The organism is Croceivirga lutea (assembly GCF_014235875.1).
Lineage (GTDB): Bacteria > Bacteroidota > Bacteroidia > Flavobacteriales > Flavobacteriaceae > Croceivirga > Croceivirga lutea.
In genome coordinates, this window is the sequence record NZ_JACJUK010000001.1 from 360,787 (window position 1) to 384,486 (window position 23,700).

Annotated in this window: 19 protein-coding genes; 8 read left to right on the top strand and 11 right to left on the bottom strand. The window is 34.6% G+C overall.

The features are described from left to right. The first annotated feature begins 3 nt into the window (after positions 1–3). The gene (locus H5V42_RS01670; protein WP_185781377.1) at positions 4–2,913 is read left to right on the top strand and encodes an FAD-binding and (Fe-S)-binding domain-containing protein; all 2,910 of its coding nucleotides are present in this window, start codon (positions 4–6) and stop codon (positions 2,911–2,913) included. Here the strand turns inward: H5V42_RS01670 and H5V42_RS01675 are convergent. Continuing rightward, positions 2,872–3,786, bottom strand: coding sequence for a UDP-2,3-diacylglucosamine diphosphatase (locus H5V42_RS01675; RefSeq protein WP_185781378.1), 915 nt, complete (start codon positions 3,784–3,786; stop codon positions 2,872–2,874). The genes H5V42_RS01670 and H5V42_RS01675 overlap by 42 nt on opposite strands. A gap of 185 nt (positions 3,787–3,971) precedes the next feature. On the opposite strand from H5V42_RS01675, the gene aroC reads away from it, so the two are divergent. Both aroC and H5V42_RS01685 read left to right on the top strand, forming a co-directional pair. Beyond that, entirely contained in the window at positions 3,972–5,036 is a 1,065-nt protein-coding gene (aroC, locus tag H5V42_RS01680) for a chorismate synthase (protein WP_185781379.1), read from the top strand. A 54-nt stretch (positions 5,037–5,090) separates the two neighbouring features. Beyond that, a complete protein-coding gene (locus H5V42_RS01685) occupies positions 5,091–6,416 on the top strand; it encodes a dicarboxylate/amino acid:cation symporter (RefSeq protein ID WP_185781380.1) in 1,326 nt (441 codons plus the stop codon). Here the strand turns inward: H5V42_RS01685 and H5V42_RS01690 are convergent, their stop codons facing one another. From H5V42_RS01690 to H5V42_RS01710, 5 genes are all read right to left on the bottom strand, one after another. Continuing rightward, positions 6,417–6,821, bottom strand: coding sequence for a thiol-disulfide oxidoreductase DCC family protein (locus tag H5V42_RS01690; protein WP_185781381.1), 405 nt, complete (start codon positions 6,819–6,821; stop codon positions 6,417–6,419). 65 nt (positions 6,822–6,886) lie between these two features. Then, entirely contained in the window at positions 6,887–7,513 is a 627-nt protein-coding gene (locus H5V42_RS01695) for an SDR family oxidoreductase (RefSeq protein WP_185781382.1), read from the bottom strand. 89 nt (positions 7,514–7,602) lie between these two features. Continuing rightward, positions 7,603–9,510, bottom strand: coding sequence for a tetratricopeptide repeat protein (locus H5V42_RS01700; RefSeq protein ID WP_185781383.1), 1,908 nt, complete (start codon positions 9,508–9,510; stop codon positions 7,603–7,605). After that, positions 9,507–11,276: a tetratricopeptide repeat protein gene (locus H5V42_RS01705; protein ID WP_185781384.1), complete on the bottom strand. Its 1,770-nt coding sequence runs from the start codon at positions 11,274–11,276 to the stop codon at positions 9,507–9,509. Before H5V42_RS01705 ends, H5V42_RS01700 begins: the two co-directional genes overlap by 4 nt. A gap of 24 nt (positions 11,277–11,300) precedes the next feature. Continuing rightward, positions 11,301–13,187 (bottom strand): tetratricopeptide repeat protein, encoded by a 1,887-nt coding sequence (locus tag H5V42_RS01710; protein ID WP_185781385.1) that lies wholly within the window; start codon positions 13,185–13,187, stop codon positions 11,301–11,303. A gap of 287 nt (positions 13,188–13,474) precedes the next feature. Between H5V42_RS01710 and H5V42_RS01715 the strand changes: the two genes are divergently transcribed. From H5V42_RS01715 to H5V42_RS01735, 5 genes are all read left to right on the top strand, one after another. Further along, a complete protein-coding gene (locus H5V42_RS01715) occupies positions 13,475–14,020 on the top strand; it encodes a hypothetical protein (RefSeq protein WP_185781386.1) in 546 nt (181 codons plus the stop codon). Positions 14,021–14,105: 85 nt separating this feature from the next. Further along, the gene (locus tag H5V42_RS01720) at positions 14,106–14,594 is read left to right on the top strand and encodes a T9SS type A sorting domain-containing protein (RefSeq protein ID WP_185781387.1); all 489 of its coding nucleotides are present in this window, start codon (positions 14,106–14,108) and stop codon (positions 14,592–14,594) included. After that, complete coding sequence (locus H5V42_RS01725; protein ID WP_185781388.1) at positions 14,591–15,247, top strand: outer membrane beta-barrel protein; 657 nt, start codon at positions 14,591–14,593, stop codon at positions 15,245–15,247. Before H5V42_RS01720 ends, H5V42_RS01725 begins: the two co-directional genes overlap by 4 nt. 1 nt (position 15,248) lies before the next feature. After that, a complete protein-coding gene (locus H5V42_RS01730; protein WP_185781389.1) occupies positions 15,249–17,189 on the top strand; it encodes a hypothetical protein in 1,941 nt (646 codons plus the stop codon). 11 nt (positions 17,190–17,200) lie between these two features. Continuing rightward, positions 17,201–17,572 carry a hypothetical protein gene (locus H5V42_RS01735; protein ID WP_185781390.1) on the top strand — a complete coding sequence of 124 codons (372 nt, stop codon included), beginning with the start codon at positions 17,201–17,203 and terminating at the stop codon, positions 17,570–17,572. A gap of 1 nt (position 17,573) precedes the next feature. On the opposite strand, the gene H5V42_RS01740 is transcribed toward H5V42_RS01735, so the two are convergent. From H5V42_RS01740 to H5V42_RS01760, 5 genes are all read right to left on the bottom strand, one after another. Continuing rightward, positions 17,574–19,745 (bottom strand): endonuclease MutS2, encoded by a 2,172-nt coding sequence (locus H5V42_RS01740; protein WP_185781391.1) that lies wholly within the window; start codon positions 19,743–19,745, stop codon positions 17,574–17,576. Positions 19,746–19,872: 127 nt separating this feature from the next. Continuing rightward, positions 19,873–20,931 carry an ACR3 family arsenite efflux transporter gene (gene arsB, locus H5V42_RS01745; protein ID WP_185781392.1) on the bottom strand — a complete coding sequence of 353 codons (1,059 nt, stop codon included), beginning with the start codon at positions 20,929–20,931 and terminating at the stop codon, positions 19,873–19,875. Between the two features lie 228 nt (positions 20,932–21,159). After that, positions 21,160–21,447 carry a hypothetical protein gene (locus tag H5V42_RS01750; protein ID WP_185781393.1) on the bottom strand — a complete coding sequence of 96 codons (288 nt, stop codon included), beginning with the start codon at positions 21,445–21,447 and terminating at the stop codon, positions 21,160–21,162. Further along, the gene (locus H5V42_RS01755) at positions 21,434–22,450 is read right to left on the bottom strand and encodes a DUF1611 domain-containing protein (protein ID WP_185781394.1); all 1,017 of its coding nucleotides are present in this window, start codon (positions 22,448–22,450) and stop codon (positions 21,434–21,436) included. The genes H5V42_RS01750 and H5V42_RS01755 overlap by 14 nt, the downstream gene beginning before the upstream one ends. Positions 22,451–22,491: 41 nt before the next feature. Continuing rightward, complete coding sequence (locus tag H5V42_RS01760) at positions 22,492–23,526, bottom strand: dipeptide epimerase (RefSeq protein ID WP_185781395.1); 1,035 nt, start codon at positions 23,524–23,526, stop codon at positions 22,492–22,494. Positions 23,527–23,700 lie beyond the last annotated feature (174 nt).

Below are 23,700 nucleotides of genomic sequence, written 5' to 3' on the forward strand. Positions count from 1 at the left end.
ATTTTGAATAAATCTTTGCTCAAACAACTTTCTGACCAATTAGCAGGAGAATTAGAATATGATAATTTATACCGAACGCTATATGCTACAGATGCTTCGGTATACCGTAAATTACCTATTGCCGTAGCATTTCCAAAAAACAATAATGATTTAAAGGTTTTATTATCCTTTGCAACTAAACACCAAATAGGACTTGTACCTAGAACTGCGGGAACTTCTCTTGCCGGCCAATGTGTGGGAGACGGTATTATAGTTGATACTTCACGTCATTTTAATAAAATTATTTCTGTAGATGAAGCAAAGAAACAGGTTAGGGTGGAACCAGGCGTGGTAAGAGATGAGCTAAATGAGTTTTTAAAACCTTACGGACTTTTTTTTGGTCCAAATACATCAACTTCTAACCGTTGTATGATTGGCGGTATGGTTGGCAACAATTCTTCTGGAACTACATCAATACAATACGGCGTTACCAGAGATAAAGTTTTAGAAATGCAAGTGGTATTATCTGATGGTAGTGAAGTTTCATTTTCAGATTTAACTAAAACCCAGTTTAAAGAGAAGCTACAATTAGAAGGATTGGAAGGAAAAATTTACAGAACAATTTCCGAAGAATTATCAGATAAAAATGTTCAAGAAGAAATTCTTAAAGAATTCCCTAAACCTAGTATTCACCGCAGATGTACAGGTTATGCAGTTGATGATTTATTGTATAATGAGCACTTTTTAGGTACCCAAGCACCATTTAATTTTAGTAAACTTCTATGTGGTAGTGAAGGTACTCTGGCCTTTACCACTGCCGTAACATTGCAATTAGATGAAATACCACCGGGAAAATCTGCAATGGTTTGTACCCATTACAAAAGATTAGAAGATTGTCTATCTGATGTTACACCAGTAATGCAACACCAGTTGCATTTATGTGAAATGATGGATAAAGTCATTTTAGATTGCACCAAAAATAATAGGCAACAGTTGGCGAATCGTTTTTTTGTGGAGGCAGACCCAGCAGCTATTTTAATGTTAGAAGTAAAAGCAGATACAGCAGACGCTTTAGAACAACAAGTTCAAGCATTGCTTAAAACCATTGAAAAATCTGGTTTAAGCTATGCTAGTCCAGTTTTGTATGGTTCTGATATTAATAAGGCCATAGAATTGCGTAAGGCTGGTTTAGGGCTTTTAGGCAATATGGTGGGTGATCGTAAGGCTGTTGCGTGTATTGAAGATACTGCAGTTGATGTGGTAGATTTAAAAGATTTTATTCTTGAATTTTCAGAAATCATGAAATCGTATGGGCAAGACGCGGTGTATTATGCGCATGCCGGAGCAGGAGAACTACATCTTAGACCCATTTTGAATTTAAAAAAGTCAACAGATGTTGCACTATTTCGAAAAATAACCACAGAGGTAGCTGTATTAACCAAAAAATACAATGGAAGTTTTAGTGGTGAGCATGGTGATGGAATAGTACGGGCAGAGTTTATTCCTTTAATGATTGGGGAAAGGAATTATCAATTATTAAAACGAATAAAATCAGCTTTTGACCCCAATTCAATTTTAAATCCTGGTAAGATTGTAGATTCTTATCCAATGGATAAATCACTACGGTATGAGGTAGATAGGGTAGAACCACAACTAAATACCTTATTAGATTTTTCTGATAATGAGGGAATTTTAAAATCTGCAGAAAAGTGTAACGGTAGTGGTGATTGCCGCAAGTCTCATAACATGAAAGGGGGTATGTGTCCTAGTTATCATGTTACCAAAAATGAAAAAGATACCACCAGAGGTAGAGCAAATGTTTTACGTGAGTTTATCACTAATTCTGACCAGCCTAATAAATTCAATCATTCAGAAATAAAAGAAGCATTTGATTTGTGTTTGAGCTGTAAAGCATGCGCAAAAGAATGCCCTAGTAATGTAGATATTGCTACGTTGAAAACTGAGTTTTTGTACCAGTATCAAGAAGCTAACGGTTATTCTCAACGAAGTAAATTATTTGCTAAAAACACTAAATATAATGCGTTAGGCAGTTATTTTGCGCCGCTTACAAATACTGTTTTTAAGTCAAAACTATTAAGTGGAATTCTTAAGAAGACGAGTGGAGTTGCCACCCAACGCAACTTGCCTCTAGTTTATAAATTTAACTTTAAAAAATATCTAAATTCAAAAAGCATAACACAGCAAAATAAAAAGACTGTTGTTCTTTACTTAGATGAGTTTACCAAATATCTTGATATTGAAGTTGGTAAAGATGCCATTGATTTGTTGGTTGGATTGGGTTATAAAGTAGAATTGTTTTATGCCGAAAGTGGAAGAACCTATCTATCAAAAGGGTTCTTAAAAGAAGCTAAAGAATTAGCGAATAAAAATGTTACCGCTCTTTGGAAGTATACTAGTAAAGACATTCCTATAGTAGGCTTAGAACCCTCAGCAATTTTATCTTTTAGAGATGAATATAAAAGATTAGTGAATGATGCTGAAAAAGCCAAAAAACTTAATGATAATGCCTTTATCATAGAAGAATTCTTAGCTGCTGAAATCAAAGAAGGTACTATTACTGCGGCGCAATTTACTAAAGACCAAAAGCAGGTTAAAATTCATGCGCATTGTCACCAAAAAGCCTTGTCGAATCAAAAATTTACTTTTGATGTTTTAAACCTTCCAGAAAATTATGAAGTAACCATAATACCCTCTGGTTGCTGCGGAATGGCTGGTTCTTTTGGGTACGAAGAAGAACATTACAATTTAAGTATGCAGGTAGGAGAGTTAAAACTATTTCCGGCAGTTAGAAAAGCAGCATTAGATACCATAATTGCTGCTAATGGAACTAGTTGTAGGCATCAAATTTTTGATGGTACTGGTAAAACTGCCTTACACCCCGTCAGTATCATGAGAAAGGCCCTCCTTTTCTGATGATTTTTTTTCAATCTCTGGCGCTTCAGAAATTTCAAGATTAGATGAAATACCTACTGCTGTTATAGAAGCAATTAAATCATTAATATTCATTTCTTTTAAATCTTCATCCACAAAAAACGGAGATAGTTTATCATGATTATAATGGTAAACCCTCCAACGTTTAAAAGAGTATTCTAAGGCAGTAAGGTTTTCAACCCAGTCCCCAGAATTAAGATATGTAGTCTTACCTTGCTTGGTTTCAATAACTTCTTTTTTGGGTTGGTGAATATGACCGCAAATAACGTAGTCATAATCATTTTCAATGGCCAATTCTGCAGCGGTTTTTTCAAAATCATTAATATACTTCACTGCACCCTTTACACTATTTTTAATTCGCTTAGATAACGAGTATTTTTCTCTTCCCATTTTAACCAAGCACCAATTAACAAAGCTGTTGATTAAAATTAGAAGGTCGTAGCCATATCCTCCAAGTTTAGCTAACCATTTTGCATTTTGTATAGAAACATCAAAAACATCACCGTGAAAAATCCATGCTTTCTTTCCGTCCAGATTAAGCACCAATTTATTATCAATTTTAAAGTTGCCCATTGCTGTTGGAGCAAACTTTCGTAGCATTTCGTCATGGTTTCCAGTAATATAATAGACTTCAGTTCCTTTAGAAGCCATACCAATTACCTTTTTTAGAACCTTTAAATGTGAGGGTGGAAAAAAGCGCTTACTAAATTGCCAAATATCAATAATATCGCCATTTAGCACTAGCTTTTTTGGTTGTATACTATTTAAGTAAGCAATCAATTCGTCTGCGTGGCAGCCGTAAGTTCCTAAATGAACGTCAGAAATTACAGCAAGCTCAATCTTTCTTTTCTTCAATACAAAATAGTTTACATGCAAAGTAAATGCACTGCAATGAACTGAAAATCAAATTGCTGTAAAGTGTTTATAACATTATGGTTAAGCAATTGCAAACAAATTTTTACAATGTTTACAAATCTTTAATTGCAATCTCATTTTTAGATAGCCAATTAAAAGTTAATTTTGAAGCTTAGACTTAGTATATGGCAGGCAATAGTTTAGGAAATTTATTTAGGTTAACAACATTTGGAGAATCTCATGGTAAAGCAATTGGTGGAGTACTAGATGGCTGCCCAGCAGGAATAACATTGGATTTGGAAGCAATTCAAACCGATTTAAACCGGAGAAAACCAGGTCAGTCGGCTATTGTTACCCAGCGTAAAGAGCCGGATAGTGTTGAGTTTTACTCTGGCCTTTTCGAAGGAAAAACAACGGGTACACCAATTGGTTTTGCAATTCATAATACCAATCAAAAATCAAAAGATTATTCTCATATTAAAGATTCTTACAGACCTTCTCATGCCGATTATGTGTACGATAAAAAATACGGTTTTAGAGATTATAGGGGAGGAGGCCGTAGTTCTGCCAGAGAAACAGCAAGCCGAGTAGTTGCTGGGGCAATTGCAAAACAGTTTTTGAGTGATATAAAGATTAACGCATTCGTAAGTCAGGTCGGAAACCTAAAATTAGACAAGTCGTATAAAGAACTAGATTTTTCACAGATTGAAGCAAATGCGGTGCGTTGTCCTGATGCTGAAATGGCGCTTAAAATGGAAGACTATATAAAATCCATTAAAAAACAAGGAGATACCATTGGTGGTGTCATCACAGGAGTTGCTCAAAATGTACCTATTGGTTTAGGAGAACCCGTTTTTGATAAGTTACATGCAGAAATTGGTAAAGCAATGTTATCAATCAATGCGGTTAAAGGGTTTGAGTACGGTAGTGGTTTTGAAGGAGTAACAATGTTAGGTAGTCAACATAACGATTCTTTTAATGCTGATGGTACTACAAAAACAAATAAAAGCGGTGGTGTACAAGGAGGCATAAGCAACGGAATGGATATTTACTTTAACGTTGCATTTAAACCAGTAGCAACGGTAATTCAAGGCTATGAAACTATTGATAAAGATGGTAATGTTGTGCAAACTAAAGGTAAGGGTAGACATGACCCTTGTGTAGTGCCTAGAGCTGTACCAATTGTAGAAGCCATGCTAGCATTGGTTTTGGCAGATTATCTCTTGCTTTCCAAAACCAATAAAATCTAAAGAAATTCGGTTTTTCTATTCAAAATAGTATCTTACTAAACTAAACAATCAACTATGCGTAAACTAGAACTGCACTGGCAAATACTAATTGGTATGGTGCTAGGTATCGTTTTTGGATTTGTAATGACCTACTTTTCTTGGGGAAAAGATTTTGTTACCAATTGGGTGAGTCCTTTCGGTACAATATTCATTAAACTCCTTAAACTAATTGCAGTTCCGTTAATCTTAGCTTCTCTTATCAAAGGAATTTCTGATTTAAAAGATATATCTAAGTTTAAAAACATTGGTCTTAAAACAATAGGCATTTATGTAGGTACTACAACAGTGGCTATTATTTTAGGGTTGGTTTTGGTGAATGTAATTCAACCAGGCAATGGAATTTCTGAAGAAACAATTACCAAGCTAACAGATACCTATGCTAATGATAGTAGCGTAACCGCAAAATTAGAGGAAGCCACTAGACAAAAAGAGCGTGGTCCTTTACAGTTTTTAGAAGATATGGTGCCTGATAATGCAGTTAGTGCATTTGGTAATAATCAATTAATGCTACAAGTTATATTTTTTACCATTTTTATGGGTATTTCTATGCTCTTAATTGGTGAAGAAAAAGCAAGGCCATTAAAAGGTTTTTTTGATTCTTTGAATGATGTTGTACTAAAAATGGTTGATTTAATAATGCTGGTAGCTCCATACGCAGTTTTTGCCTTGTTAGCAAATGTTGTAGTATCTTCTAGCGATCCAGAAATACTCTTAGCGCTATTAAAATATGCCGGGGTAGTAGTCTTAGGACTAGCCTTAATGATTGTTTTTTACTGCATCTTAATTTCAGTCTTTGCAAAGAAAAATCCATTTTGGTTTTTAAAACAATTGAGTCCAGCGCAATTACTAGCTTTTTCAACCAGTTCTAGTGCCGCAACCTTACCAGTAACCATGGAAAGGGTTGAAGAACATATTGGAGTTGACCAAGAAGTGTCCAGTTTTGTGTTACCTGTAGGGGCAACCATTAATATGGATGGTACCAGTTTATACCAAGGCATTGCAGCTGTATTTATAGCGCAAGCTTTAAGTTTTGATTTACCCTTAGCCGCACAGCTTACCATAGTTTTAACGGCGCTCTTAGCCTCTATAGGTACTGCTGCCGTACCTGGGGCCGGTATGGTAATGTTAGTAATTGTTTTAGAATCGGTTGGCTTTCCGGCAGATAAATATGCTGTTGGTCTTGCCCTAATTTTTGCTGTTGATAGACCTTTAGATATGTTGCGAACAGTAATTAACATAACAGGTGATGCAACGGTTTCTACCATTGTAGCAAAGTCTGTAGGTAAATTAGGAGACCCCCAAGTTAAAAATTGGGATGACCATTATGATGAAGTTAAATAGTTAAAGAAATTTAGCCTGTAGCTCTGGTGTGGGAATCATGCACTGGTCTTTTTTGCCAAACCAACGATATCTATTTTTAGCGACGAAATCATAGATAACATCTCTTAATGAAGTTGGCACCCATTGAAATATTTGAAGTGCAGCCCAAAGTCCGCCAAATGCTTTTGTAATTTCTAAAGCAGCTTCAGACTTAGCATAGTAAGCCACTCCCGGTTCTATGAGTATTATGGAATCTAATTTAGAAGTATCAATACCTCTGTCATGTATTAGTTTTTGACCAATTTCGCTTTGTAATGCCGCATATCTAAAAACATCATTTTTATCGTGTTTAATCACAAATTGGATAGCCCCGTTACAGAGATTACAAACCCCATCAAACAATATTATTTTCTTATCCGTTTCCACAATACAAAGATAAGGCAGGTGATTTTTTCACCTGCCTTCTTAACAATGTTTTGGTATGTTGTTTTTTATACTTTCTCTAAAGCCTTACCAATTAAGGTTTCGCCTTCTAAAATTTCAAATGTTTGGTTGTGTGGGCTATCATCATGTAATGCTCTGACCAATGTCTGCGCAACGTCTGCTCGACTAATTTCCCCTCTTTTATTTAAGTGTTCTGCTATTTCTATTTTTCCTTTAGGCTCATTATTTGTTAAAGAACCTGGTCTTACGATAGCATAGGGTAAATTACTTTCTTTCAAATATTCATCAGCATTGTGTTTTGCTTTTAAATACTCTTGTAATTGTTCTGCTTGTTCAGGCTTATCAGCTCCCATTGAACTCAACATGACAAATTTTTTGATGTTAGCTTGTTTAGAAACATCGATTAGATTTTTTGCCCCTTCTTGATCAACCGCTACAACTTTTTTACCTCCAGAACCTGCGGCAAATATTACTTTATCAACTCCTTTTACTATGTGGTCAAGATTTTCTTCTAAATCGCCTAAGACTACATCTACATCATCATTTTTAAATTGTTGCATTTGAGATTCTTTACGAACCATGGCAACCGGATTAAAGTATTGCGATTTGTTTAAAAGATTTACAATTTGTTTGCCCGTAGTACCATTTGCACCAGCAACTAATATATTTTCCATTTTAGAATTTTGTTTTCTGCAATGTAAGAGAACCTATAATAGAAGCTTATGGGAGATGATTTAATTATTAACTCAAATACATCTACCTGTTATAAACTATTTAAAAATGATACCAAATCGGTCTCTTTGTCCAATCCTATTTTCTTTTTAAAACGATATTTGGACTTCAAAATACTATCTGGTAAAACATTTAATGTAGCTGCAATCTCTTTGGTTGTTAGATTCATTTTTAAAAACGTAGCAAGCCGCATTTCTTTTTCAGAAATATCAGGATATAGCGTTCTTAGCTTCTGGTCAAAATCGTTATGAACTTCTGAGAAATAGGTTTTAAACACTTCCCAATCTTTATCAGAAGCATTTTCTTTTTTGAGGAGCATTACAATTCTTCGGAATTCCATTTTAAATTTTTCGGGCGAATTTTTAATGCTTTCTAGGTTTTGCATCAATTCCTGAATAAAGGTGTTTTTTTGAACCAAATGCAAGGTTTGACTTGCCAACTCCTTCTGTTTGTGGGCAATTTCTTGTTTATAGATTTCTTCTTGTTTTTCTCGGGCTATTTGGTTCTTCTTTATTCGCTGTCGAAATCCAAAGAAAAGTAATCCAGAAACCGCTAAAAAGGTAAACATCCCACCTGCATAAAGGCCTTTTTTAAGGTTATCTGCTCGTGATTTTTCACTTAAAGTTTTAATCTCTTCGTCTTGAATAGCAATTTCAGCTTCTTTTTTTTCGGTTTCAAAAAGAATTCTGTATTCTTCTATTTGCTGCGATTTTTTTAAACTATAAAGTGTGTCTTGTAATTGATTAGATTTTTCTAGGTCTTTAACCGCTTTATCTAACTGCCCAATATTTTTAAAAGATTTAGCTCGTTCTAAATAGGCGTTATATGCATCTAATGTTGCACCAATAGCATTAGAAATGGATATTGATTTGGTAAGATTTGTAATAGCCAATAAAGGTTTGTTGGTGTTATTATATAAAACACCCAAACTTAAAAATGCAGCGTTAATTTCAGTAGCATTATCCATCTCTCGATATATTTCGAGTGCATTATTGTACTGAACAAAGGCCTCATCAGAATTTTTAAGTTTAGTGTGAGCATCACCTAAAATAATATGAGCAGAAGCACCAGTAAGTTTAAAATCATTGTCTTTAGACAATTGAATGCATTTGGTAAGAAAGGGCATAGCCTCCAATGGTTTTTCTTGTAAAACAAGATTTTCACCAATTAGCTTAAGCACATCACTTTCCCATAAAACATCTTTAAAATTTTGATAAACTTCTAAGGCACTTTTTAAATAGATTAAACTTTGGTCTAAGTTTTCTAGTTTCATTTCAGTTTGCCCAAGAGCATTGTAAGCATCTGCAATATAAAGTTCATCTTTAGTCCTATTTTGATATAATTCTAAAGCTTTTAATTGATTTTTTAAGGCTAAGTTAAGTTGGCCTTTTCTAACATTAATATCACCAAGCGCATGATAGGTTGACCCTATAAACTCAAAATCTTTTTCTCTAGCTTCCTCTATAGAATCTTTATTTTGAAAAATTAAAATATTTTCATTCAGATACTTTTCCGCTTCTTCAAATTGATTTTTTTTATTGAAAAGCACAGCTAAGCCCATGTTTATGGTAAGTATTCCACCGTAATTAGGCTGTTTTTTTGCAATTTTTAAGGCTTCCTTTTTGTAATATAAGGCTGAGTCTAATTCATCAATATTAACATAGTAAAAGCTCAAGTTATTGTAACCCTTGGATAAACCAGTCAAGTAATCAAATTTCTTTGATAATGCTATCATTTCTTTAATATACTTGAGTGATTCCTTTGGATTTGTAAAGGAGAGATTATGACTTATAGTTCCAGCTAAATTTGCTTTTGTGGTATCTGGTGGATGATTTTGATACACCATTTTTAAGCTATCAAGATTTTTATATGCCTGTGCGTTTATAGTAAAAGTATAACTTGTGGTAGCTAATAAAAATAACAGTAAAATGAATCTCATAAGTCGTTTAAAAATGAGGTTAAATCAATTTCTTTATCTAGTCCTATTTTCTTTTTTAATCGATATTTAGACTTCAAAATACTATCTGGTAAAACGTTTAGTGTAGCTGCAATCTCTTTGGTTGTCAAATTCATTCTTAAAAATGTAGCAAGCCGTAATTCTTTTTCAGAAATATCAGGATATAGTGTTCTTAGCTTCTGGTCAAAATCGTTATGAACTTCTGAGAAATAGGTTTTAAACACTTCCCAATCTTTATCAGAAGCATTTTCTTTTTTGAGGAGCATTACAATTCTTCGGAACTCCATTTTAAATTTTTCGGGCGAATTTTTAATGCTTTCTAGGTTTTGCATTAATTCTTGAATAAAGGTGTTCTTTTGAACCAAATGCAAGGTTTGACTTGCCAATTCCTTCTGTTTGTGGGCAATTTCTTTTTTATAGATTTCTTCTTGTTTTTCACGAGCTATTCTGTTCTTTTTCATTCGCTGTCGAAATCCAAAAAAAAGTAATCCAGAAACCGCTAAAAAGGTAAACATCCCACCTGCAAAAAGGCCTTTTTTAAGGTTATCTGCCCGCGATTTTTCATTGAGGGTATTTATTTCTTCTTGCTGTAGCGCAATTTCTGTTTCTTTCTTCTCGGTTTGATATTTTACCTCAATATCATTTATTCGTTCTTTAATTTGAATTCCTCTAATACTATCTTCTAACTTGTTATACAGTTTGTTGTATTCAAATGCTTTTTTATAATCACTCATGGCGGAATAAACCTCAGCTAGCATCTTATTTCCTCGTATTAAACGAACTGTATTGTTAGTTTCCTCAGCAATAGTAACAGACTTATTTATAAATGCTAATGCTTTTGTATAGTTTCTTTCGGCAAGGTAGGTTTCTCCAATATTACGTGTTATTAATCCTACTAATTGTGGCTCACCATGTTTTTCTGAACTTTTTAATGCTGCTAGATAATACTTTTTGGCTTCTTTGTAGTTCTCTAAATTGTCATAAACTACACCTACATTGTTGTAGAGTCTAGTTAAGTCTATGCTTGGTTTTTTTTTAGATAACTCAATTGATTTGTTGTAATAGGTTAAAGCGGTGCTGTAGTCTTTTATGTCATTGAAATTTGCAGCTAAGTTTCCCCATACTTTTAAAATGTATTGGTTCATATTATTTTCTAGACAAACATCCTCTGCCATTCGATAATATTGGGTAGAGGAGTCAAAGTTTTTAACTTCAGCCATTACATTACCCATATTTAGATAGCTACGTGCTAGGTCTTTTGGATTACCCTTAATCTCTAAAACCATTTCAACTGCTTTTTGATGATAAGTAATTGCTTCTTCAAACCTACCTAGGTATTTTAGACCAACCCCAATTTGATTTAAAAGGTCAGGCACTTGCTGTGGTTTGTCAATAGCTGTAAACAATTCAATTGCCTTTTCGCAGTTAGAAATAGATGTTTTGAAGTCTGACTGATAATACGCATACAAGCCTTCACATTTGTTATAGATAGCTTTAGAAAAAGATGTTTTAGTTACTTGTTGTAATTGCTGTATACTATCTAAAAATACCTTGGCTTTGTTTTGGTCTGTACTAATAGTTGTGGTAAATAATTGATTGTAGATTTCAACTTTTGAGTCAAGATTATCTGTTGAATTTAAGATGTTTTTTAAACTATCAATTTTAGAATCACTGACAGATTTTTGACTATAAACAAATGCGTAATTGAATATGATAAAAAGTACTAGAATTGCTTTTTTACAGAACATGTGGTATTACAAGGTTTAGGTTTATTAAACAGTTTTTAAAAAATCAACCAAATCAACATCCTTAGATAACCCAAGTTTCTTTTTAAACCTGTATTTAGATTTTAAAATACTATCAGGTAAAACGTTTAATGTAGCTGCAATCTCTTTGGTTGTCAAATTCATTCTTAGAAATGTAGCAAGCCGCATTTCTTTTTCAGAAATATCAGGATATAGTGTTCTTAGCTTTTGGTCAAAATCGTTATGAACTTCTGAGAAATAGGTTTTAAACACTTCCCAATCTTTATCAGAAGCATTTTCTTTTTTGAGGAGCATTACAATTCTTCGGAACTCCATTTTAAATTTTTCGGGCGAATTTTTAATGCTTTCTAGGTTTTGCATTAATTCTTGAATAAAGGTGTTCTTTTGAACCAAATGCAAGGTTTGACTTGCCAATTCCTTCTGTTTGTGGGCAATTTCTTGTTTATAGATTTCTTCTTGTTTTTCTCGGGCAATTCTATTCTTTTTCATTCGTTGTCGAAATCCAAAGAAAAGTAATCCAGAAACTGCTAAAAAAGTGAACATTCCGCCTGCGTATAATCCTTTAGTAAGTTTATCAACCTTGGCTTTTTGATTAAGTGTTTTTATTTCCTCTTGTTGCAGTGCTATTTCTGCTTCTTTTTTCTCAGTATCATAAAGGGTTTGTAATTCATCTATTTGTTTTGCTTTTTCTATGGAAAAAATGCTATCATTAAGTTGTTGAGAATACTTCAAATCATTCAACGCAGCGGTTAAATTGCCTTTTTTGGTGTTTAATTCACTTCTATAAGCTAATGCTTGCTTTAATTCTTTTGTAATACCTAACGAATCTGTAATTTTTACAGATTCGTTTAACAGACTTTCGGCTTTAGTTAATTGATTGTCTAATACATAAGCATGACCTAAATTGTAAGCATAGATAGCTTTGTTAATACTGGATATGTCTGTAGTGTTTTCAAAAAGACATTTTTGTAAAAAGGGTATCGCTTTAGAAATAGCACCTTGTTCTTTGTATAAATTACCTAAATGCGAATATGAAGCGTTTATTACGGTTGGAAAATCGTGCGCTTGGGCTAATTGAAGTCCCTCAATAAAATTTTCTGCAGCTAAGTCATACTTTTTTTGTGCATGATAAACGTCCCCAATATCTTGTAGGGTAGTAGCTAAGTACAAATGGTCTTCAATATTCTCATATACTTCATTTGCTTGTTTAAATGCGGTAATAGCCTTTTCGTAATCTCTACGTTCTACATGTAAATAACCAATATTTCGGTAGGTATCTGCCTTATGATATGTTTTTACCTCTAGGGTATCCATGGTTTGTAAAGCTTTATTAAAATATTCCATGGCTTTAGGGTAATTACCTAATTCTTTATAATTAAAACCAATAACATTCATTGCGGAACCATACCGTAAAAAATCGCCATAGCTTAATTGATAGGTGGCAGAAGAATCCATAAGTTCAATAGCTTTTTTGTAATTACCCTTATGTTCTTCGTAGATGGCTAAATTTTTAAGAATTGTAGCTAGATAGATATCATCATTATACTGTAGTGATAAGTTAAGCGCCTTACGATAGTAAGCTGCGCCTTTATCCATTTGGCCTAAAGTAGAATGGTAATGACCGTAACCAAACACTGCTCTTAAAATGCCATGGTTATACTTTTCTTTCTCACTAAGCTTTTGCATGCTATCGAGATAAAATTTGGCTTTATCGGGCTCTGTGTAGATAAAAACCTCACTTAAATCGTCTAAAAGTGGCACTTTTTCTTCTACGGTTATTGCTTTGTTCAGCAACAGTAAAATACTATCCGACGCTTTTTGTGTTTTTGATTGAGGGAAAACTAAAAAACAGGTAAAAACAGTCAGTATTATGATAAGTTTTTTCGATAACATAACACACAGGTTACTAGTTTACTACAATTTAAAGCATAATTACCGTAAAATAGCCTTGTCCATAGTTTGTCCATATATTTTACCAAGTGCAAAAACAAAAAATACTATTCAAGTAATTGATAAACAGCTAATTAAAATATAATTTCAAATTAGTTGAGATATGGCTGTCTAGAGGTTTTTAGGAGGAATTTCTAAAATTCGTCCATGGTTTGTCTATGGACATTTTTAGGTGAGCTTTTGACAAGCGTCTAATTTCGAAAGTGTTGAATCTTAAAAATCAATTAATCATGAAATCAATTATTCAAAATTTTAGATTGTTATCAATTCTTGTATTAGGAGTAATCTTAGCTACAGCAATTTCTTGTAGCGCCGAAGAGGATGAACCAGAAATGCCAGTAGAACCTTCTACCATTAGTTATGAAGTTAAACTAACTAAAATTAAAGCAACAGATACTTCTGGCGAAGGCACTGCCGATAATGTTGACCTAGAAATTTATGGAGAATTATCAACTTCTTTAACCATAGGAACCGTAGTTGATACCCGCCAACTGTGGACTGCTGATGTTGCTGATGCTATACGTGTAGAACAAAATGATACGCAATTAACAGGTGATACCACCTTTACTATTGAAACAGAAGAATTGGCTGAAAGCAGTATTGCTTGCTCAGGCGATTTAGAAGAGTATGATGGTAGCGGAAACACTCAAAGTCAAGGGCAAGAGTCTAGCACGTTTTCGTTGGCATCTATTACGAGCACACAAGATATTGAACTTACGTTTTCGGAACCTACAGGGCAAACTGTGGTAGTAACCTTTACGGTAACAAGGCTCTAAATCATTTTTAGCGGCTGGTGCTTAAAGTTGTAGATTCAACAACTTAGCATCGGTCGCTTACTTGATTTACCAAAAATTAAGTTAGATGAAAACGGTTATCGTAATACTACTAAGTATTTTATATCATCAAGGATATGCACAGACCTTAAAGCGCCAAACCCTTTCAGTAGCAGGTAATTCCAATTTAGTTGTAGTTGGTCAAGGTTCTTTTTTCCTTCAGCAAAGTGTTGGTCAAAACTCAGTTATTAACACCTACGTAGAAAGTAATCATTCACTACGTCAAGGATTTGTTCAGCCATTACCTGCTATAGTTCTTGGGGGAGACCCAAACGAATTAGAAGTGGTTGTTTACCCTAATCCATTTGTTAATGGTGTTGTTGTCAATTTAGAACCTAGTGATGAGGAACGTGTAGAAATGCAGTTGTTTGATATTAGCGGCCGATTAATTTTACAAAACTCGTATGCTGCCAATACCCAATTGCAAATTCCCTTATATAATCTGGCAGAAGGGTCATATTTAATGACGCTTAAAATGGGTAGACAGTATGCAACGCATCAGTTATTAAAGTTATGAAAAGGCTGATGTGTGTGTTCGTTTTTACCTTGGTTTTTACTGATATGCATTCGCAATTGTTAAACGCTGAATGGGGCCAAACCTACTCCGGTTTTAGCTATACCAATTCGCAAGGCGGAAGTTTAAGTAACCTACAACCGTCAAATGCTACTTATATAAATGCAAATTATCATTTTCAGTTACCAAGTGATAAAGCAAATGTGATAGTAGGATTGTCACTAAATAATTATGGAGCGCTTGGTAGTGATGCCTTGCTAGACAATTATTTTGAATGGAATGTAAGCTACTTAGGTTTAAAAGTTGGATTAAAATATTACTTCGCTAGAGCAAGAGAATTTCAATTTTTTATAAGACCTACAGTTTCGGTAGAATACCTTCTAAGAGGCACCCAAACCTTGAATAATCAGGTTTTTAATTTATCAGGAGAGGATGAATTTGACAATTTTATTGCTGTTCCTCGATTAGGATTAGGGGTTCAATATCCCATTTCTAACAAGGCAGCATTGTACGTAAGCTATGCCTACGGAACGAGCTTCTCTTTAGTTGATGCGAGTCCTGAAGACAACGAAAAACTAAATATTAACATGCACAATATTGGAGTAGGGGTAATTATACAATTACCTGGCTGTAACTGTGCCTTTAAGAATTACTAAAATGAAAAAGATTTACTGTATTATTGGATGCTTACTGCTCAATATTAGTATAGTATCTGCACAAACCGAAGGAATTACATATCAGGCGGTATTGGTAGATAATAACCCTGATGAGATACCCGGTATAGATGTACCTTCTAATAATTTACCTAATAAAGAGTTAAGCGTTCAGTTTACCATTTTAGACGAATTTGGAACTATTGAGTATCAAGAAACGCAAGACACTACAACTGATGATTATGGAACTATAAATCTAACCATTGGTAATGGTCAAACCACAGGTGAAAGCCTAGGCGGTTTTAATGAAATAAATTGGGATGGTCCAAAGGTACTTAATGTAGCAATTGACTTAAGCGCAGGTTCTAATTATGAGCCATTTAGTAGTCAATCATTAACCTATGTACCCTATGTAAGACATCGAAATTTAATAGCTGATGGTTTTACAGATTTAAACGGAGATTTTTCAGTGAATAATGAAAGCTTAGCCACATTTACAGGTGATGTTGATATTAATCAAACCTTAGATGTTGAATCCTTTGCAAATTTTAAAGACCGAGTAACTATTGATGCTACAATGGCTAGCACAGACCAATCAGATATTAATGCCTATCCTTTTTTAGTTTCGGGTAGTTCTCACGGAATGGCAATTAAATTAAATGAGAATATTCCGGGCAGAAAAGATAATTTCATGTCATTTTGGAACAATCAAGATGAACCAATTGGTCGGATAGAAGGGTTCCAACCCAATCAAGCACTTTTAGATTTCGCATCGATTAGTTCCATTCTATTTGATTTTGAACCTACAGAAGATGATGAACCTCAAGAACCCGAAGATGGAGAAGAACCAGAAGAAGAAGAAATAGACAGGAATGATTATCCAACCGATTTTCCTGATGCTCTTGACACTTATTTTAATAATGACTATACATTAGATTATTTAATGTATTCCATGGACATAGTCCTGGCTACTTTTGATTTTTTCTGGGATGCTGCTTGCTATATCACTTGGGTGCCTGGTGTAGATGCTGATATTGATGATTGTGTAACAGCAATATTTGATGTTTTTATTCAAGGAACACAATTAGCCCTGTATTTAGGATACAACGAATATAATAAAGGTGTTGCATTTGAGTCTGGCGGCGCAGATTATGCGGAATGGTTGATGAAATATGATGCTAACGAAATTTTGCATTTTGGAGATATTGTTGGAGTTCGAGCAGGAGTAATTTCTAAACGGTTTATCACAGCTGACCATTACATGGTAGTCTCTAAAAACCCTATTGTTTCCGGGGCTATGCCCAAAGAAGATGAAATGGACAACTTTAAACAAATAGCTTTTTTAGGCCAAGTGCCAGTCAAGGTTATAGGAGAGGTGAATAAAGGGGATTACATACTACCATCAGGTAATGGTGATGGAATGGCAATAGCAGTCGCACCGGGAAAAATGAAAGTAAACGATTACAACCGGATTATTGGTGTTTCTTGGAGTGAATACCATGGAAATGAACTCTTCAGCTATATCAATACTGCCGTTGGGATAAATAGTAATGATTTAACCCAACAAGTAACAGCTATGCAAGCTGTTATGAACCAAATGCAAACAGTTCTATCGCAGCTTAGTCCTAATTATGAACCTTCATATTTTGATGCACCCAATGTTTCAATATCCCATGGAAATCAAATGACGACTTCACAACCACTTAGCGAAGTAATTATGGAACAATATGGTATTAATGAAGCTACCAATTCAAAAGAGGCTTTGTTAAAAATCAATGATTTGATGGAGTCTCATGACGCTAACAGTAAATGGTTCAAGTTTTCTGATTTACCCTATTTAAATGAGGTAATGACCAATCCTTCCCAAGAAAATATTGAAAGAGCGCGACAAGCGTATTCAAAGGCGCAAAAAAATATAGAATTAATAACACAGCGATTAAATTAAAAACTAGAATAATGAAAAAATTAATGTATTTACCCATCGTAATGGGCATGTTGTTAAACCTCTCATGTGAGAGCGAAGAAGTTGAAATAAGCTCTAATTTATCTGGTACTTGGAACGGTAGTTACTCGGGTGATGATAGGGGAGTTTGGGTGGTAACTGTTGATAACAATGGCAATGTAAACGGTACGGCAACATCTTCCTTTACTAACGATTCGTCACCTATAAGTGGTACGGTCTCTGATAATGGGGCATTATCTGCTACTCTTGGTAATACTACAGACCGTGAATTTGTGGGGCAATTAAAAGAAAATAACGAAGCTATTGGTACTTGGATAGATTCTGGACGAGATTTTGAGGGCACTTGGGAAGGTACTAAACAGTAATTTACTTTTTCTTCTCAACCAAATCTAATAAGTCTACACTAACATTTGTGGTAAAAAGGCCGTAGTTAACTACGGCTTTTCCTTTTTCTAGAGTGTCAATGGTACCCACAGCTTTACCATCATGCATACGTACACGGTCACCTAATTTAAATACCGGTCGTGGCTTTTTTTGTTCTTGCTGTACGGCTTTTTTCTTTTCAACTTTTTTCTGCTCTCGAACCTTTACTATTTTTTGTTGAAGTTCATTCGCAGTTTGTTTTTTAACAGCCTTTTTTGCCTTGGCCTCTTTTACCGAAGATTTTCTACGTTTACTATTCTCAGTCTCTACAATACGTAGCACGTCAGAAATTAGAACACGTTTCTTTTTATCGTGAAAATAGCGCTCTGCGGCATCATTCAACTTATTACCTAAATGAATCATACGCTGATTATGGTCGTACAATTCTTGGTAATTCTCGAGTTTGTTTTTAATCTTTTGGTTTAACTTTTCTAAACGTTCTGCTTCCTGCTTCGCCTTTGACTCCTTGTCTTGTAAACGAGACTCTGTTTTAGACATTTTGGAGCGTTCTTTTTGTAATTTAGATATGGTAGCATCAAAACGAACCTTACCACGGTCAATTTTCTTTTTTGCTTTGTTAATTAAGCTGTAGGGAATTCCATTTTTTTGCGCAACTTCAAAAGTAAAAGAGCTACCAGCTTCACCTAAAACCAACTGGTATGTGGGTTCTAAAGTTTTATTGTCAAATTGCATATTAGCATTGGTCATATTTGGTAACTCATTGGCCAATAACTTCAAATTTGCATAATGTGTGGTAATAACTCCAAAAGCTTCTCTTTCGTAAAAAATTTCTAAAAAAGCTTCTGCTAGGGCACCACCCAATTCAGGGTCAGAACCCGTTCCAAACTCATCAATTAAAAACAGTGTATTCTTGTTACAGCGTTTTAAAAAGGAGTTCATGTTTTTGAGACGGTAACTATACGTACTTAAATGATTTTCAATAGATTGATTATCACCAATATCTGTCAAAATCTTATCGAAAAAACAAACAGTACTGCGTTCATGAACCGGAATTAATAAACCAGATTGCAGCATTACCTGTAATAGGCCTATGGTCTTTAATGTAATACTTTTTCCACCAGCATTTGGTCCAGAAATAACGATAATTCTGTTGTTTTGGGATAGCTCAATAGTTTGTGGCCACGTTTTTTCACCCTTTGATTTGTTATTTAGAAATAAAAGTGGGTGAAAAGCATCTCTTAGCAACAGTTTTCGTTCCGTATTTAGATTAGGCAATATGGCCTGCATTTCGTTGGCATACTTGGCTTTAGCAGCGGTAACATCAATATGTGTTAAAAAATACTGATAGGTTTCTAGCAACCCAGATTCTGGTCGGATAGTATTGGTAAGCTGTAAAAGAATCCTTCGAATCTCTTCACGTTCTTCGTATTCTAGATTGCTTAATTCGGTGGTATATTGTAAAGTAGTTTCTGGAACAATGTAAACTATGCTACCCGTTTTAGAATTACCTAAAACAGTACCTTTTACCTTTCTTCGGTACATTGCTTTAACAGCTAACACCCTTCTATTTTCAACTATAGATTCTTTAATGTCATCAAGAAATTCAGCGGCCTGATATCTTTGTAGTGCGGTTCCAAAGCTTTGATTTATCTTGCCTCGCACGCTATTTATGTCAAATCGTATACGTTTTAAATCAACCGATGCATTGTCTCTAACTTCACCAAATTTATCGATAACCTCTAAAATTGATTTGGGTATAAAAGGGTTCTCTTGAAGTTTTTCAGTAGCTTCAAATAATAGGGGATAGTACTCTTTAAATTTCTTAAAAAACTTCTTGTGCAGGCTTATGGTTTCGCATAAATGCGAAATTCTTCTAAATCCAGAAACCTCTAAAACAGTGTTTTCAATTTGAAGCAATTTTAATTCTTTATCTATGGCGTCAAAACCGTGATTAGGTATTCGATTATCATTTTCAAAAGAAGACAAATATTCTGAGGTTTGCCCTAATTGATTTAAAAGGGCTTCATGATTCTCTAACGGCCTTAACTCTAAAGCAGCCACCTTTCCCAATTCTGTATTACAGCGTGCAGAAAGTTGTGTTAATACCGTTGGAAATTCTAAATCTTGAAGCGTTTTAGTGTGTATAGAAGACATTTTCTTTTCTAGCAAGTTCAAATATACTACAAAGGCATATTTTGCTTTAAATACAATGGAAATAAAAAGGCACTTTACTTAAAAAGTGCCTTTAACTACCGTAGAAACTTCTTACCTATACATGAAATTATGCTACGGAGTTTTCTGTTGATTTTTTGTCATAGTATTTTCTTTTAAGCCAAAAGGACACTCTTACTAATAGAATTAATGCTGGCACTTCAACTAATGGACCAATTACGCCGGCAAAGGCTTGTCCAGAATTTAGACCAAAAACAGCGATGGCAACGGCAATGGCTAGCTCAAAATTGTTACCAGCAGCAGTAAAGGCCACAGAAGTTGTTTGATCGTAAGTTCCACCAACGGCTTTGGTAAAGAAAAACCCAATAATGAACATTAAACCAAAATATATTAATAGCGGTACAGCAATCAAAAGTACATCCATTGGAATTTGCACAATTAACTCACCCTTTAAAGAAAACATAATTACAATTGTAAAAAGTAGAGCAATTAATGTTAGAGGAGAAATAGCCGGAATAAACTTCTCGGTATACCACTTTTCACCTTTTAGTTTAACTAGTATTACACGGCTTAAAATTCCCATCGCAAAAGGAATACCTAAATAAATAGCTACGCTTTCTGCAATAGTTCCAATAGCTATATCTACAATAGCGCCTTCAAAACCAAAATAGGGGGGTAGTATAGTTATAAACAGCCAAGCATAAAAACTATATCCAAAAACTTGAAAAATACTATTTAGAGCTACTAAACCGGCACCATACTCGCTACTTCCATCAGCTAAATCATTCCATACGAGCACCATAGCAATACAACGGGCTAAACCAATTAAAATAACCCCAACCATGTATTCTGGATAATCACGTAAAAATATAATGGCAAGAACAAACATTAACACTGGACCAATAATCCAATTTAGAAGTAACGAAATCGATAAGATTTTAACATCTTTAAAAACCTTTGGTAACAAAGAGAAATTAACTTTAGCTAAAGGTGGGTACATCATTAAAATTAAGCCAATAGCAAGCGGAATATTAGTGCTGCCACTACCTAAGCTGTTTATATATGCTGGAAACGAAGGGAATGTATAACCGATACCAACGCCTAATATCATCGCAGAAAATATCCATAAGGTCAAATAACTATCTAAAAAACCTAACTTTTTCTTCATTGTAAGTGATTATCTTAAAAAACAATTAAATGCTTAATCGCAATAAAACGATATTTTAAATACATAAAAAAGGCGTAAAGCCTATAAAATTAATCGCAATATTACAATTAATAAAAGTAATTATTAGGGTTGAGACAAAATTTTACAATCAGTTAACGTAGAAGCTGAGCAGCGATTATGAAAATAGTAATGGTAAAGGCTATATTTTTTTAAAGCTATTTTGGGGATTTAGCTTCCTGCAAATGGAGTATTAAAAATTCCAACTGCAAGTTCTATCCATAGCAATACTAAAATAGCCAACACTAGCAATAGAAGCCATCTTTTTCGTTTGTTTGTTGCTGTTTTCCGAAATATAAAATCGATAAGTACTCCGAAAATAATAGCTATAACAACACCTACAAAAAAGGCTTTGTTGGCAATTGGTCCTTCACTAGTATATCTAAAAGAAAGATATCTAATGACCGAAGCCAAAAGAATAAAAATTAAAATACCAATAAGTCTTTTATTGTTTTTCATTTAAAACATCAAGTACAGCTTTGACCAATTTTTCGGTGCTAACTCTTACCACATCAGTAGTTGGTAAATTAGTTAAGGATGCTACTTCTTCAATTTTAATCTCAGCTTCAATAGCACTTAAACCAATGGTATTTAAAGCTATACCAATTGTCTTCGCCGATTGTAAGGAACCACAAACGCTAGCCATTGCTTCATTCAATTTTATAAATTCATCTAGGGGCGGAATAGCCACATGAGAAACAGGGTATCGTAAATGGGAGTGTGCAGCCTTATGGCAGAGTATTAAGTGCGTTGGTTGTGCGCCTCTAAGTAAAGGTAGCGTAGCCGTACTACCTGGATGGGCTAATGAACCTTGGCCTTCAATAATTACCACTTGCTTATCTGAAAACTCTAGCACCGCTTGCTCAACGGCACCAGCAGCTTGGTCTACTTTAATAGCATCTAATGGAATACCATTGCCCATTAATGTAATACCTATTTGACCGGTAGGTACAAATCCTACATCAATTCCCGCATTTAAAAGTGCTGCATACAACTCTAAACCAGCGGTCATTTTTCCTGCTGCCATATCTGTACCAACCATCAAAATTCTAATGTTTTTAAGTTCTGCAGCTTTAGCTGTAGCTATCGGATATGAATGTTGTGGTTTACGAACATCCCAAATACTGTTTGTTGTCAGATATTGACCAAATCTTGCATTTAGGTCGTCATGCAAACCATTTATTAATGATAATCCATTTTTTAGGGCATAGATTATGGGCTCATCCCAAGCTGCTGGAAAACGGCCTCCACTTGGAGCAATACCTAAGACAATGATTTCTGCATTTAAGTTTACGGCATCATCAACGGTAGCTACAACAGGAATGGCATAGGGGAGCCCTACGGCTTCTGCTACAGTTTTACCTGCATATTTAGAATCAATTACACAAACTATGGGATGTTTAGAAAATCGCATAAGACCAAATCCCATTTTGCCAGAATCATTGTCTAAAGCATCTTCCATGAAGATGCATATTTTTTGGTTAGTTGAAAACATTGCTATGGTTATTTAAATTTTCCACCATGTCCTGGCACATCTAAAGGCATGGTTATTTCATTAATAAGTGGAGCACCTTCGCAGGGGTCCGGATTCAAATTAAGGTGAGAATCTAAATCAATATGATCTAACATACCCGAAACAGCAGCGCCAGCGGCAATCGAAATTGAAGTTTCGCCCATGCAACCAATCATTGTTTTTAACCCAAATGCCTTAGCTGTGGCAATTATACGGAGTGCCCCTGTAATACCACCACATTTCATAAGCTTCATATTAACTCCATCAACTGTATGCGCCCATTTTGGGATATCAGTAGCAAACCGACAGCTTTCATCTAAAAATATGGGTAAAGGTCTATTTTTATACAATTCAGGAAGATAAGCTTCATCACCTTCTTTCAAAGGTTGCTCAACATATTCACAATTACGTTCGGCCAGCCATTGCATCATATGTTTGGCATCTGTAACACTCCATCCACCATTAGCGTCTACTCTTATGGCTATCGTATACGATTTGTTATAGGCTAAAACAGATTCGTACATTGCCTTATCAGCCTCAATACCTTCAGGATTTCCTAATTTTACTTTAAGAGTTCTAATGCCTTCATCTTCTAAAATCAGTGGTAATCTTTCGGTAGCTTCATCAGGAGTCATAATTCCTAAGGTGATTGAAGTAGGATGTATTGGTTTTGGAAAACCAAGTAACTGGTAAAGTGGCATTTGTGCTTTTTTTGCTTTTAAATCCCATAAAGCAATATCTAGAGCGGCTAATGCGCAAGGTGCTAATCCAGAAGATATTGCATTATCGTATACGATATTTATTGCCGATAAATCGGTTTGATTTTTCAAAAACCTTTCCAGTTGTTCTTGGGCTTCTTCTGCAGTGGCAACACCTTCAGATTTACCGGGAGAAGTTTCTCCCCAACCGGTATATTCTTCATCTGTTACAGCAACAAAAAGATTGTGTTGACCATCTCTTACACCTCTACTTATACGTAAAGGAAATTTTTTCTTTAAATATTCTATTCGGTAGGAAACCTCCATAGGTTATGGTATATAATTTCAATTAAATATAAAGGGTATTGCTAAAATTGATTACAATTTTTATGAATATTTACCATTAAAAGCAAGAAAAGTAGTAACTATACCTCAAAAAGTAATTAATTGATTTTGTTGATACCAAGTATTTTTTATTTACTTCGCAATACAACTAAAACC